Below are 14,272 nucleotides of genomic sequence, written 5' to 3'. Positions count from 1 at the left end.
ACAAATTGCTAATGTTAGTTTTATAAATAAAATATTTTATATATTTAAAAACTCATGAGCAATAACTCATAAATAAAAATTTTTGGTATTAAAAATATCGATTTTTTATTTATTAAATCACTTCATTTGAGCCGGTTCACACTTTTCAATGAGAATAAATAAAATATTTTCATCATGAGCTATGTAGACTGGCCACTGTAACTTAAAAGGCATATCTACTGCATGATGACTCGTATTGAAAGCACATTTTCTTTTCTTGGTTTAAATCCTTTTATTATTCAATCTTTAACTGAAATGGGATATGTTAAACCTTCTCCTATTCAAGCAACTTGCATTCCTTTACTTCTAGCAGGGCACGATGTATTAGGAATGGCACAAACTGGAAGCGGTAAAACAGCTGCTTTTTCATTGCCTTTATTACATAATCTTAATATTAATTTAAAATCCCCTCAAATATTGGTATTAGCACCTACAAGAGAATTAGCAGTACAAGTTGCTGAAGCTTTTTCTGATTTTTCTAAATATATGATTGGAATACATGTATTACCTTTATATGGTGGTCAAAGATATGAATTACAATTACGAGCATTACGACAAGGACCACAAATTGTTGTAGGAACTCCAGGTCGTTTATTAGATCATTTAAAAAGAGGTACTCTTAATCTTTCGAATTTACATGGATTAGTTTTAGATGAAGCAGATGAAATGTTACGTATGGGATTTATAGAAGATGTAGAAACAATTATGACTAAAATTCCTAAAGATCATCAGACAGCACTTTTTTCTGCAACTATGCCTGAAGCGATACGTCGCATTTCTAAACGATTTATGAAAAATCCAAAAGAAATCAAAATACAATCTAATATCACTACACGTCCAGATATTAAGCAAAGTTATTGGATGGTATATGGCAGAAAAACTGATGCATTGATTCGTTTTTTAGAAGCAGAAGACTTTTCTGCAACAATTATATTTGTTAGAACTAAAAATGCGACTTTAGAAGTATCTGAAGCTTTAGAGCGTAATGGATATAATAGTGCAGCGTTGAATGGAGATATGAATCAAGCATTAAGAGAACAAACATTAGAACGATTAAAAAATGGTCGATTAGATATTTTAATTGCAACAGATGTTGCTGCACGTGGTTTAGATGTCGATCGTATTAGTTTTGTTATTAACTATGACATTCCAATGGATGCAGAATCTTACGTACATCGTATAGGCAGAACAGGTCGCGCTGGTCGAGCTGGTCGCGCTTTATTATTTGTTGAAAATCGTGAACGTCGTTTATTGCGTAATATAGAACGTACTATTAAACAATCTATTTTAGAAGTTCAATTACCAAAAATTGAATTATTATCTCAAAGACGTCTAGAACAATTTGCAAAAAGAGTACAGCAAGAATTAGAAAGTCGAGATTTAGAGGAATATGCTAGTTTATTAGATAAATTATATTCATCAGATGATTTAGATATAAAAACTTTAGCCGCTGCTTTATTGAAGATGGCTCAAGGTGAACGTCCTTTGATTATAAAAAAAGATATAGACAATCGTATATTTCGAAAAACTCAAGATGATCGTAGTAATAAACGTGAAGATAATAATCGTAACAATCGATCACGTCGTGAACGTCGTGATAATAAAGATATAGATTTATATCGTATTGAAGTAGGACGTAATGATGGTGTTGAAGTAAGACATATTGTTGGAGCAATTGCAAATGAAGGAAATATTAATAGCAGAAATATTGGTAATATTAAATTGTTTCCTAGTTATTCTACTATTGAATTGCCAAAAGGATTGTCTAAAAATGTACTAAACAATTTCACTCGTACAAGAATATTAAACAAATTAATCAATATAAAGCTATTAAAAGATTCTAGTACATATGAACTAAAAATATCTAACCGATCTCTGTTTTCTAGAGATAAAAGTAATAATCGTCGTTTTCCTGAAAATCGTATAAATAAATCTAATACTACTAAAAATGAATTAAAATCATCTTTTTTCCGTCGTAGAAATGTTTAATATTTTAGTTTTTATGCCGCTTTGCGGCATATTAAAAAATATATTTAAATAGTGCTAATATAAATAATAACTTGTTTTAAGTTGAAATTTTATTATGTTTAAATGCCATTGCTTCAATTTCTATTTTTACATTTTTAGGTAACGATTTAACTTCTACGCAAGATCTAGCAGGAAATTGTGATTTATTATCTAAAAAAAATTTCATATAAATTTCATTAATAATTTCAATTTTTTTTAATTCAGTAGTAAAAATTGTTGTTTTTATAATATCTTTCACAAGAAATCCTGATGCAATTAAAATTGATTTTATATTAGTTAGTACAAGATATGTTTGTTCAGAAATATTTTCTGGAATATAACTAGATTTTACATCAACAGGTATCTGTCCAGATAAAATAAGAATATTATCTATTTTAATAGCTTGTGAATAGGGACCAATAGGTTTAGGTGCATTTTTAGTGTTAATTATATGATTCATACAAATACCATTTTTTTTTATTTAATATCATGATTATGATGATTTAATGTGATAAAACTATATTTTTAGAAAACTCTTTTTCACAATATTTGCATTTTAAATACATATTACAAAATTTGTCGTTTTTTAAAATAAAACTAGAAGTGATAAAATTATGATTACTAACACAATTGCTATTTGGACAAATTAAAATTCTGTCTATTCTCTTTGGTAAAGTAGGAAAAATTTTCCCTACTAGATTATATTCATTAATATAGTTTACAGTTGCGTTTGGAGCATAAATAGCTAATTGATTAATCTGATCATCACTCAAGAAAGTATTTTCGATTTTGATAATATCTTTTTTACCTAATTTTTTAGAAGGTAGATTTAAACCTATAGTAATCCGTTTTTCTGTTTCTGTAAATCTAAATAAAGCTAGTAATTTAAATCCAATATGAGCTGGTATATGATCAATGACACTACCAGATTTAATTGCTTCTACTTGCAGTTTATTAATTTGCATACTTTTTTTATTAGTGTTTTTCTATTAGTACTAAAGATAAAATAGCTTGACGAGCATAAATTCCATTTGCTGCTTGCTTAAAATACCAAGCATAAGGTGTATTATCAACATCATTGTTTATTTCATCTATTCGAGGAAGAGGATGTAGTATTTTTAAATTTCTACGTGCATGTTGTAAAGTTTTAGCACATAGTACAAATTTTGATTTTGCATTTGCATATTCAGTTGGATCGAGTCTTTCTTTTTGAACTCGTGTCATATAAAGAATGTCTATTTCAGAAATGATTTCTTCAATATTTTTACATCTTGTCCAAAAAATTTCTTTTTTATAAAGCATATCATTAATATAATTAGGCATAATTAACGCATCAGGAGAAATAAAAAAAAATTTATTATTTTTAAATTTAGCTAATGCTTGTGTTAATGAATGCACTGTTCTTCCGTACTTTAAATCTCCAACCATGGCGATATTTAAGTGAGTTAATCTATCTTGAGTTTCTTGAATAGTAAACAAGTCTAAAAGTGTTTGTGTTGGATGTTGATTTGCTCCATCGCCTGCATTAAATATTGGTATTCCATTAGAGAATTCAGAAGCTAATCGTGCAGATCCTTCTTGAGGATGTCGAATAATAATTGCATCAACATAAGAACTGATTACTGATATAGTATCTGCTAACGTTTCTCCTTTTTTTTTTAAAGAAATATTATTTCCATCAGAAAATCCTATTATAGATGCTCCTAATCGATAAACAGCTGTTTCAAATGATAAACGAGTACGAGTAGATGCTTCAAAAAAACAACTAGCTATAATTTTATTTTTTAATAAATCAGGTTGTGATTGTTTTTTAAGAGTTTTAGATTTTTTTAAAATTAATTCTAATTCATTTCGTTTAAGTTCATTAATTGAAAGAATATTTTTTTTAAATAAAGGATTTATCAACTTTTTTTTTCCTTAATGATTTCAGAAAATCAAGTATAAGATAATTATAGTATATAAAACCCTATGAAAATTTTTTATAACTAATTGACATATGTATGAATATTTTATTTTTAATGTTAAACATTAATTATGTTAATCATATGTTATAAATTAATTGTTTTAGATAAACTAGATACAACCATAGCTTTTATAGTATGTAATCTGTTTTCTGCTTGTTCAAAAATAGTTTCTTGATGTTTTTGAAAAATATTGTTTGTTATTTCTATGCCATTTTTAAATCCATATTTTTTTAATATAGATTTTCCTATATCTGTTTTTTGATCATGTAATGCAGGAAGACAATGTAGTATTTTTACTTGAGGATTATTGGTGGCATTTAACATAGAGTCATTGACTTGATAAGATTGTAATAATTCAATTTTTTTTGTCCATGTTGTTTCAGATTCTCCCATAGAAACCCAAACATCAGTATAAATAAAATCTACAGATTTAACTCCTTCTATAATATCTTCAGTGCATACTATGTTTCCATTTTTTTGTTTTGCTTGTTTTTGACAATATGTAAATAATTTTTTTTCTGGCCAGCATTCTTTAGGAGATACTAGACGTAAATCTAATCCCACTAGTGAAGCAGCTTCCAATAAACTATTACCCATATTATTATTTGTATCGCCAACATATGCACATTTTATATTGTTAAAGTCTTTTTTTGGATGTATTTCTTTAATAGTCAGTAAATCAGCAAGTAATTGTGTAGGATGAAATTTTTCAGTTAATCCATTCCATACTGGAACTTTAGAATATTTTGCTAAAATTTCTATTGTATTGTGATCATGGCCTCGATATTGAATACCATCGTACAAACGACTAAGCACTTTTGCCGTATCTTCGATTGATTCTTTTGTTCCAAGATGTGTACTACCAGGTCCAAGATAAGTAACATGAGCTCCTTGATCAAATGCAGCAATTTCAAAAGAACATCTTGTGCGAGTAGATTCTTTTTCAAAAATTAAAGCTATATTCTTTTTTTTAAGAAACTGAGTTTCTATATTATTTTTTTTGTCTTGTTTTAATTTTTGAGCTAAATTTATAATTTTTTTTAATTCTAAAGAAGAAAAATCTAACAATCTTAAACAATTTCGATAATAAAGATTATTCATGTTCTAGATTCTCAATATTATAAATATATTTATAAAAAATATTATTTTAAAATGCAAATATTATTAATAATATTTTTATATTAACACGAATACATTGTTATTCTATAAAAAAATAGTATTATTAATAAATAATATTTTAAGAGAAGTAAAAATTATGAAACTTTTAGTGAAAAATTGCACTTTAGATAAGGTAAAAACAGATTGTATAATTGTAGGTCTTTTTGATTCATACAAATTTTCTATTTCTGCAGAATACTTAAATGATTGTAGTGATGGTTATATTACCTCATTACTCAAATTAGGTGATATTAAAGGGAAATTAGGTGAAATGATGCTATTATACAATGTTCCTAAAATCTTTTCAAAAAGAGTGCTATTAGTAGGTCTTGGAGAAAAAAATAAACTTACTAAGTCTAGTTTAGAAGAAATATTTAAAAATATTATACGAAAATTGAAAAAAATATCTGTCAAAAATATTATCTGTTCTTTTTCTGAAATAAATATTAACAGTGAAAATAACATATATTGGTTAATTAGATCTATAACAATTTTTATTCATAAGTTTTTATATAAAATTACCAAAATTAATAGTACTACTAAAAATAGTATGTGTTTTAATTTAATTATATTTAATATTTTAAACAAAAATGAATTACTTGTAGCACAAACAGCTTTAAAACATGCATTAGCTATTAATTCCGGGATAACATCTGCAAAAGATATTAATAATTTACCACCTAATATTTGCAATCCTTTATTTTTATCTTATCAAGCAAAACAACTTTCTTTAAGATATCCAGATAATATTAGTGTTGAAGTAATTGATCTTGAAGCAATGAAAAAATTAGGCATGTATGCTTATACAGCAGTAGGTAGTGGTTCAAAAAACAAACCATTTATGTCTGTAATCAAATATTCTGGAAATAATACTAGTAATAAAAAAATTGCCTTAGTAGGAAAAGGCTTAACTTTTGATTCTGGAGGAATCTCTATTAAACCAGCATCAAATATGCACGAAATGAAATATGATATGTCTGGAGCAGCAGCAGTTTATGGTACCATGATCATGGTAGCTGAATTAAAATTACCTTTAACAATTATAGGAGTTTTGGCTGGATGCGAAAATATGCTTGGAGGAAATGCTTTTAGACCAGGAGATGTTTTAACTACTATGTCTGGTCAAACAGTAGAAGTACTAAATACTGATGCTGAAGGAAGATTAGTATTATGTGATACGTTAACTTATTTGGAGCGTTTTTCTCCAAACATTGTAGTAGATATTGCTACTTTAACTGGTGCATGCGTTACAGCATTGGGAGATTCTGTAAGTGGTTTTTTTACAAACAACGAGTATTTATTTGATGAATTTAATAGAGCTTCAAAAGAAACTAATGATAAGATATGGCGTTTACCTTTATTCCCAGAATATCAAAAAACATTAAGTTCTTCTATTGCAGATTTTTCTAATATAGGAGATAGTAAAGCTGGTGCTATAACTGCAGCTTGTTTTCTTTCTAACTTTGCAAAAAAATATGATTGGGCACATTTAGATATTGCTGGAACGGCTTGGAAATCAGGTAAAAATAAAGGATCTACAGGTCGTCCTGTTGAACTTTTATGTCAATTTTTATTGAATCAAATTAGATAATATTTCATATATAAAATATATGGATTAATACTTTATTTTTTTTATAATATGATATTATCATACCTTTACTTGATCTTACTTTTACTATAAACAGTTAAATTAAAATGGAAAAAATTTATAATCCTAAACATATTGAAGAATCATTATATAATTTTTGGGAAAAAAATGGGTATTTTAAACCTGATTATTTAAAGCAACCAACTTTTTGCATTATTATGCCTCCTCCTAATATTACTGGAAATTTGCATATGGGACATGCATTTCAACAAACAATTATGGATATATTAGTTCGTTATCATAGAATGCAAGGAAAAAATACTTTATGGCAAGTAGGAACAGATCATGCTGGAATAGCAACACAAATATTAGTTGAACGTCAAATATTTTCAGAAGAAAATAAAACTAAAAACGATTATAGCAGGGAAGATTTTATTAAAAAAGTTTGGATATGGAAAAAAAAATACAATAGTATTGTAACTAAACAAATGCGACGTTTGGGGATTTCTGTCGATTGGGATCATGAAAAATTTACTTTAGATCCTGATATTTCTATTGCTGTTCAAGAAGCGTTTATTATCTTATATAATAATCATCTTATTTATCAAAAAAAAAGATTGGTACATTGGGATTCAAAGTTAGAAACAGTAATTTCAGATTTAGAGGTTGCTCATCGAGTAGAAAAAGGAAAAAAGTGGTTTATTAAGTATCCAGTAGTCAAAAATAATCTTTTTTCAACTTGTAATATTGAATATTTAATTGTTTCTACAACTAGACCTGAAACTTTATTAGGGGATACAGCTATCGCAGTAAATCCTAAAGATAGTAAATATAATAAGTTTATTGGCAATTTTGTAAAATGTCCTTTGATCAATCGTATCATTCCTATTATTGGTGATGAATATGCTGATATAAAAAAAGGAACAGGTTGCGTTAAAATAACTCCAGCACATGACTTTAATGATTATAAGGTAGGAGTTCGTCATAAATTACCAATGATTAATATTTTTTCTTTTGATGGAAAAATTAAATGTATTGCTGATGTTTATGATCATCATGGTAATTTGTCTAATATATACAGTAATTCCATTCCTAAATTATTTCAAAAATTAGATATCTTATCTGCACGAGTAAAAATTATAGAAGAAATTAAAAATTTAGGATTATTGAAAAAAACTGAAGAATGTAATATTACTATTCCTTATAATGATCGAACTGGAGTGATTATTGAACCTATTCTTACAAATCAATGGTATTTGAAAATATCAAAATTAGCTCGCGTTGCTATTGATGCTGTAAAAGAAAAAAAAATTAAATTTATACCTGGGCAGTATAAAAGTATGTATTTTTCCTGGATGAAAAATGTTGAAGATTGGTGTATTTCTCGTCAATTATGGTGGGGACATCGAATTCCTATATGGTATGATGCTGAAAAAAATATATATGTTGGAAAAGATGAAAAAACAATACGAAAGAAATATTCTCTTTCAAATGATATTTTGTTAAAGCAAGATGAAGATGTTTTAGATACATGGTTTTCTTCTGGATTATGGACGTTTTCTAGTTTAGGTTGGCCTAAAAAAACAACATTTTTAAAACTTTTTCATTCTACTAATGTTTTAGTAAGCGGTTTTGATATTATTTTTTTTTGGATTGCTAGAATGATTATGTTGACAATGTATTTTATTAAAGATAAAAATGGCAATCCTGAAGTACCATTTAAAAATGTTTATATAACCGGATTAATTCGAGATGATCAAGGTATGAAAATGTCAAAATCAAAAGGAAATGTAATTGATCCTTTAGATATGATAGATGGAATATCTTTATCAGATTTAATTAAAAAAAGAACGAGTCATTTGTTACAATCGAATTTATCTGAAAAAATTATTGAACGTACTACAAAACAATTTCCACATGGTATAACATCCACTGGAACAGATGCATTGCGTTTTACTTTTTCTGCATTAGCTGCTAATACACGTGATATACATTGGGATATAAATAGATTAAAAGGATATCGTAATTTTTGTAATAAACTTTGGAATGCAAGTCGATTTGTTTTAATGAACACTAAAAATCATCATTTTTTAGAAATTAATTTACAAGAAGATATGTTATTAATAAATCGATGGATTTTAATAGAAAGCAATAATGTAGTTAAATTATATCGTGATTCGTTAGATACTTATCGTTTTGATATTGCTTCTAATATTTTATATGATTTTATTTGGAATATTTTTTGCGATTGGTATTTAGAATTTACAAAAATTATTATTAAAAATGGTTCTGATAAACAAATTTATCATACTAAAAATGTTTTACTTTATATTCTAGAATTAATTTTGAGAATGGCTCATCCAATTATTCCATTTATTACAGAAGAGATTTGGCAACGTATAAAATTAATTGTTAATTCAAAAGAAGAAACAATTATGCTGCAACCTTTTCCAAAATATAATCATGCATTAACCAATGTAAACATATTAAATAATATGAATTGGATAAAAGATGTAATTGTATTTTTAAGACAAATTAGAATTAGTATGCGTGTTAATACTACTAAATTATTGCCATTATTTTTTTATAATATCACTTCTGAAAAAAAAATAATTATTGATGAAAATGCTTTATTTCTAAAAAAGATAGCTTTTTTAGAAAGTATTACAATATTATTTGAGAAATATGATGAAAATTTATATGTAAAAAAAATCATTAATGAAGTAGAAGTAATAATTCCTATATTAAAATTAGTAAATGTACAAGAAGAATTGGATAGATTAAAAAAAGAAGAAAAAATGCTTCAAAGAAGTATTATTCTTATAAAAGAAAAACTTGTAAATAAAAACTTTTTAACTCATGCTCCAGAGAAAATAATAATTCAAGAAAAAAATAAGTTATTAAAACTAAATGAAACACATTTAGAATTATGTAAAAAAATAAAAAAATTTATAAATTTATCTCACATATCATAATTTTTTTATTTTAATACATGTAATTTGTTAAATATATTTATGTGAAAAGCATTAAAATTTTTAATAATCTTTTCTTAAATTCTTTCATTTTTTAAAAATCAAGGTATGTTTTATGTCCATTTTACATAATATTTCTCCTAGAAAACAATTAAAAAAACAAATGTTATCTGATAGTACAAAACGTTTAAATTTATGTTTCTATAAATATTTCGAGATAAAAAACCCACAGGAATATCGAAATACAATTTATGAGCATTTTTATCGAAATAATATTTTAGGAAGAGTATATATTGCTAATGAAGGTATTAATGCTCAAATTAGCATTCCAAAAACAAATTATCTTATTTTAAAAAAATTTTTATATCACTTTGATCCATGTTTAAATAATTTATATATCAATCAATCATTAAATAATGAAAAATCTTTTTGGATGCTTACTGTAAAAGTTAAAGAAAAAATTATATCGGATGGTATTAAAGAACCATTTTTTGATCCGAATCATGTAGGTGTTCGTATTAAATCAAAAGCAGTGAATTCAATGTTAAATGATAAAAATACAATATTTGTTGATATGAGAAATTCTTATGAATATGAAATAGGTCATTTTGAAAATGCAGTAGAAATTAAAAGTAAAACGTTTAGAGAACAATTACAAAAAGTTGTCAAAGTTATGCAGTATGCTAAAGATAAAAAAATTGTTATGTACTGTACTGGTGGAATTCGTTGTGAAAAAGCTACTGCTTGGATGTATTTTAATGGTTTTCAACATATTTATCATATTCAAGGAGGAATTATTGGTTATGTAAATGATGCTAAAAAAAATAATTTACCAATTTTTTTTAAAGGAAAAAATTTTGTTTTTGATCATCGTATGTCTGAAAAAATTTCTGATGATGTCATATCTTTTTGTCATCAATGCAATAAATCTTCAGATAATTATGTTAATTGTAAAAATAATTTATGTCATCTTCTTTTTATTCAATGTATAAATTGTTTTAATATTTTTAATGGTTGTTGCTCTTATAATTGTATAAAAAAAATATAGTATTATTTTTTTGAATTTAATTGTTATGTTTTTTTATTGCAGTAGATTTCTCTAAATGTTCCCAATATATTAATAATTCTTCTAGTTCTTTTTCTTTTTCAGATAATATTTTTAACGTTGATAACTTATTTTCTAAATCTTTTTTAAAAAAATCTATTTTATTTATCTTATTTTGTAATTTTTTAATCTGAAGTTCTGTTTTTTCTATTTTTAAAAATATATCATTTAAATTTTTTTTTATTTTATTTTGTGTTATTTTTTTTAAATGATGATTTATTTTAATTTTTCTTTTTTTAGAACTTTTTTCTTTTCTTTTTATACTGTTAAATTTTCCAACATGAGTACTAATTATTCCATTTTTTTCAAAATACCAATATTTATTTATTGTATTATTTATAAATGTTTCATCATGACTAACTAATAAAACAGTGCCTTTATAATTTATAATAATTTTTTCTAATAGTTGTAAACTATCTAAATCTAAATCATTTGTAGGTTCATCGAGAATCAAAACATTACTTGGTTTTAGGAATAATTTCGCTAATAATAATCTATTACGTTGACCACCAGATAACGTTTTTACTAAAGATTGTAACTCATTAGGTTTAAATAGAAATGCATTTAAATATTTTACTATAAGCTCTATATTTCCATAGTGCATATTTTCTAATATGGATTTATTTGAATCTAACAAGGATCTATTTTGATCAAAATATGATATTTTTAATCCTGTATTTCTATAAATTTTCCCTCTTTTTGGTTGTTTTTCTCCTATAAGAATTTTAATCATGGTACTTTTACCACATCCGTTATCTCCGATTAATCCTAATTTATCACCGTTTTGAATTATTGATGAAAAATTTTTAATAATATACTGATCGTTTATAGAAAAGTCTATATTTTCTAATTCAAAAAGAATTTTCCCTAAATGATGTCTAGATTGATTCGCTTTAATTTTCCCTAATTTTTCTATTTTTTGATAATCATCATTTTCTTTTCGAAGTGTTTTTAAGTTTTTAACTCTACCTTCATTTCGAATAGAACGTGCTTTAACACATTTTCTAATCCATAATTCTTCTTTTTTTAATTTTTTATCGAATATTTTTTTTTTAATTTGTTCAATGCGATTACTTTCATTTTTTAATTTTATAAAATTATCATAATTTCCTGGCCAAGAAATTAATTTTCCACCATCAAGATCTATAATACGAGTAGATATATTTTTAATAAAATTTCTATCATGTGATACAAATAATATACTTCCAGTAAATTTATCTAAAAATTTTTCTAACCATCTTACTGTTTTTATATCTAAATGATTAGTTGGTTCATCTAGTAATAGTAGATCTGATTGTCCTACTAATACTCGACTTAATGTAACTTTTCTTAATAAACCACCAGATAATTCAGATAATAATGTATTTTTTTCTAGTTTAATATTTTCAATAATTTTTATTATTTTTATATTATCTTCTATTTTGATAGTTTTTTTATTTGGAATAATTGAATCATTATTTATTATACTTTTTTTGTATAATCCCGAAACAATAAAGTCATATATAGAAATATCAAGATTGTTTGGATTAGTTTGTTTAAGATAAGATATTTTTATATTTTTTTTGTAAAAAATTCTACCATTATCTAAATCTTGTGTTTTATTTATAACTTTTAAAATAGTTGATTTTCCAGTGCCATTTTTACCAATTAAACATATTCTTTCACGTGGATTAATATGAAGTGTACTATTTTTTAAAATTTGTACATCATTAAATGACAAATAAGCGTTTTGTATACTAATAAGTGACATAAATTTTTTATCTTTAAATTTATCGAGTATGTTTAATAATCCAGGAATGATATAACTTTGAATTATTCATGTAATCTTTAGATTGAGTTTTTTTTGTTATGTTTTTTGCGGATAATTTTATTTTATTTAGAGCATCTAAATTAATTTGAAAATTATGTTTGGAACTTGAGAAAATGATATTACCATTTACACGTAATATTGTTTTCAAATCTTGAATAACATTAAGATAATCTCTTGTTAACTCAAAAGATTTATTCATTTTCTTGGAATTTGAAAAGGTCGGTGGATTGATAAAAATAAGATCAAATTTCTTGTTGGTTTTTTTTATCCAATCTAGACAATTTGCTTGAATAAAATTATGTTTAGTACTTGTCAAGTTATTAATTAACATGTTTTTCATAGACCATTGTATATAAGTATTGGACATATCTATACTAGTGGTACTCTTTGCTTCACCTAATCCAGCGTAAACAGTTGCAGTTCCAGTATATGAAAATAAATTTAAAAAATCTTTTCCTTTAGATATTATGCCTATTAGCTTTCTTATTAATCTTGTTTCTAAAAATAATCCAGTATCTAAATAGTCTGTTAAATTAACTAAAAATTTTGCATGATATTCTTTAATTTGTATAAAATTACTTTTATTAAATAATTTTTGATATTGTGTGTTATTCTTATTTTTTTTTCTAATTTTTAATATTATATTGTTAATATCAATAGACAGTATTTCTTTAGTATAATATATAGCATTGCATAATCTTTGATGTGCTTTTTTACAATTTATAATTTTAGGCGCTTTGTATTCTTGCACAACTATCCATTTTTTGTAAACATCTACTATTATATTATAATTAGGTAAATCAGCGTTATATAGACGAAAACATTCTATTTTTTCTTGAATAGTCCACTTTTTTAATTTTTTAAAATTTTTTCTTATTCTATTTTGATATTCATTATTCTCAGAAATAGGATTATTTAAGAAAATTTGATAGTTTTTTTGAATACAATTTAATGTTCCATTTTTTAGAATATATTTTTGATACGATTGCATTTGTAAAAAATTTAATAAAAAATTTGATGAGCTTAAAATCGATAACTGCCAATTCTCGAAATATTTTTTTAAAACTATACCTAATTGTACATATAATCCAACTAATTGGTTTTCTGCTTCTTTTCTTTGTCCATATGGTGGGTTACTTAATATTATTCCAATTTCTTTTTTATTATAAATATTTTTTAAATTATTTAAATTTTTTATAAAAAATTGAATTATTGTTGATAATCCTGCGTTAAATGCATTGATTTTAGCTTTTTTTATAATTTCGGAATCGTAATCATATCCTATAAAATAATTTTTATGGCATTTTTTTAATCCTATTTGAAATCTTTTTTTCGCAGTTTGATAAATGTCTTGCCATAAATTATTATTATGTTTTTTCCAAAATTGAAATCCCCATTTTAATCTATTTAATCCAGGTGCTTTGTCGCAGGAGATCATTGCAGCTTCAATTAATAATGTTCCTGATCCACACATAGGATCTACTATAGGAGATTCTCCTGTCCATTTTGAGTTCAATACTATTGCTGCAGCTAAGTTTTCTTTAATAGGAGTAGAATTACAAAGTTTTCGATATCCTCTTTTATATAAAGCATCTCCACTTAAATTTAACATCATATGTATTACATTGT

General features: G+C 24.9%; 10 protein-coding genes. 4 read left to right on the top strand and 6 right to left on the bottom strand.

Annotated features, from left to right (window positions below):
• The first annotated feature begins 225 nt into the window (after nucleotides 1-225).
• Complete coding sequence (locus D9V70_RS01915; RefSeq protein WP_158356070.1) at nucleotides 226-2,028, top strand: DEAD/DEAH family ATP-dependent RNA helicase; 1,803 nt, start codon at nucleotides 226-228, stop codon at nucleotides 2,026-2,028.
• A gap of 76 nt (nucleotides 2,029-2,104) precedes the next feature.
• Here D9V70_RS01915 and D9V70_RS01910 read toward each other — a convergent pair whose 3' ends face one another.
• The 4 genes from D9V70_RS01910 to argF all read right to left on the bottom strand — a co-directional run bounded on the left by D9V70_RS01910 (nucleotide 2,105) and on the right by argF (nucleotide 5,111).
• On the bottom strand, nucleotides 2,105-2,506 hold the full coding sequence (locus D9V70_RS01910) for a Rid family detoxifying hydrolase (protein ID WP_158356069.1): 402 nt from the start codon (nucleotides 2,504-2,506) through the stop codon (nucleotides 2,105-2,107).
• Nucleotides 2,507-2,549: 43 nt separating this feature from the next.
• Nucleotides 2,550-3,011 (bottom strand): aspartate carbamoyltransferase regulatory subunit, encoded by a 462-nt coding sequence (gene pyrI, locus D9V70_RS01905; protein ID WP_158356068.1) that lies wholly within the window; start codon nucleotides 3,009-3,011, stop codon nucleotides 2,550-2,552.
• A gap of 10 nt (nucleotides 3,012-3,021) precedes the next feature.
• On the bottom strand, nucleotides 3,022-3,951 hold the full coding sequence (pyrB, locus tag D9V70_RS01900) for an aspartate carbamoyltransferase (RefSeq protein ID WP_158356067.1): 930 nt from the start codon (nucleotides 3,949-3,951) through the stop codon (nucleotides 3,022-3,024).
• Nucleotides 3,952-4,094: 143 nt separating this feature from the next.
• Entirely contained in the window at nucleotides 4,095-5,111 is a 1,017-nt protein-coding gene (gene argF, locus D9V70_RS01895) for an ornithine carbamoyltransferase (protein WP_158356066.1), read from the bottom strand.
• A 154-nt stretch (nucleotides 5,112-5,265) separates the two neighbouring features.
• Between argF and D9V70_RS01890 the strand changes: the two genes are divergently transcribed.
• From D9V70_RS01890 to trhO, 3 genes are all read left to right on the top strand, one after another.
• On the top strand, nucleotides 5,266-6,759 hold the full coding sequence (locus tag D9V70_RS01890) for a leucyl aminopeptidase (protein WP_158356065.1): 1,494 nt from the start codon (nucleotides 5,266-5,268) through the stop codon (nucleotides 6,757-6,759).
• 104 nt (nucleotides 6,760-6,863) lie between these two features.
• Complete coding sequence (locus D9V70_RS01885) at nucleotides 6,864-9,731, top strand: valine--tRNA ligase (protein WP_158356064.1); 2,868 nt, start codon at nucleotides 6,864-6,866, stop codon at nucleotides 9,729-9,731.
• A 112-nt stretch (nucleotides 9,732-9,843) separates the two neighbouring features.
• Nucleotides 9,844-10,776 (top strand): oxygen-dependent tRNA uridine(34) hydroxylase TrhO, encoded by a 933-nt coding sequence (gene trhO / locus D9V70_RS01880; protein WP_158356063.1) that lies wholly within the window; start codon nucleotides 9,844-9,846, stop codon nucleotides 10,774-10,776.
• A gap of 16 nt (nucleotides 10,777-10,792) precedes the next feature.
• Here the strand turns inward: trhO and D9V70_RS01875 are convergent, their stop codons facing one another.
• Nucleotides 10,793-12,583: an ATP-binding cassette domain-containing protein gene (locus tag D9V70_RS01875; protein WP_158356062.1), complete on the bottom strand. Its 1,791-nt coding sequence runs from the start codon at nucleotides 12,581-12,583 to the stop codon at nucleotides 10,793-10,795.
• A 19-nt stretch (nucleotides 12,584-12,602) separates the two neighbouring features.
• On the bottom strand, nucleotides 12,603-14,272 hold a 1,670-nt coding region (rlmKL, locus tag D9V70_RS01870; RefSeq protein WP_158356287.1), incomplete at its 5' end, for a bifunctional 23S rRNA (guanine(2069)-N(7))-methyltransferase RlmK/23S rRNA (guanine(2445)-N(2))-methyltransferase RlmL.

This window comes from Buchnera aphidicola (Lipaphis pseudobrassicae) (genome assembly GCF_005081185.1).
GTDB lineage: Bacteria > Pseudomonadota > Gammaproteobacteria > Enterobacterales > Enterobacteriaceae > Buchnera > Buchnera aphidicola_AD.
Note: the sequence above shows the minus strand (reverse complement) of the source record. Positions and strands in the feature narration are given on the sequence as shown.

What these genes read in the sequence shown, in the direction of transcription:
- D9V70_RS01915 (WP_158356070.1), top strand. Translation starts at nt 226, where the DNA reads ATGACTCGTATTGAAAGCACATTTTCTTTTCTTGGTTTAAATCCTTTT.
- trhO (WP_158356063.1), top strand. Translation starts at nt 9,844, where the DNA reads ATGTCCATTTTACATAATATTTCTCCTAGAAAACAATTAAAAAAACAA.
- pyrI (WP_158356068.1), bottom strand. Translation starts at nt 3,011, where the DNA reads ATGCAAATTAATAAACTGCAAGTAGAAGCAATTAAATCTGGTAGTGTC.
- argF (WP_158356066.1), bottom strand. Translation starts at nt 5,111, where the DNA reads ATGAATAATCTTTATTATCGAAATTGTTTAAGATTGTTAGATTTTTCT.
- D9V70_RS01890 (WP_158356065.1), top strand. Translation starts at nt 5,266, where the DNA reads ATGAAACTTTTAGTGAAAAATTGCACTTTAGATAAGGTAAAAACAGAT.
- D9V70_RS01885 (WP_158356064.1), top strand. Translation starts at nt 6,864, where the DNA reads ATGGAAAAAATTTATAATCCTAAACATATTGAAGAATCATTATATAAT.
- D9V70_RS01910 (WP_158356069.1), bottom strand. Translation starts at nt 2,506, where the DNA reads ATGAATCATATAATTAACACTAAAAATGCACCTAAACCTATTGGTCCC.
- D9V70_RS01875 (WP_158356062.1), bottom strand. Translation starts at nt 12,583, where the DNA reads ATGTCACTTATTAGTATACAAAACGCTTATTTGTCATTTAATGATGTA.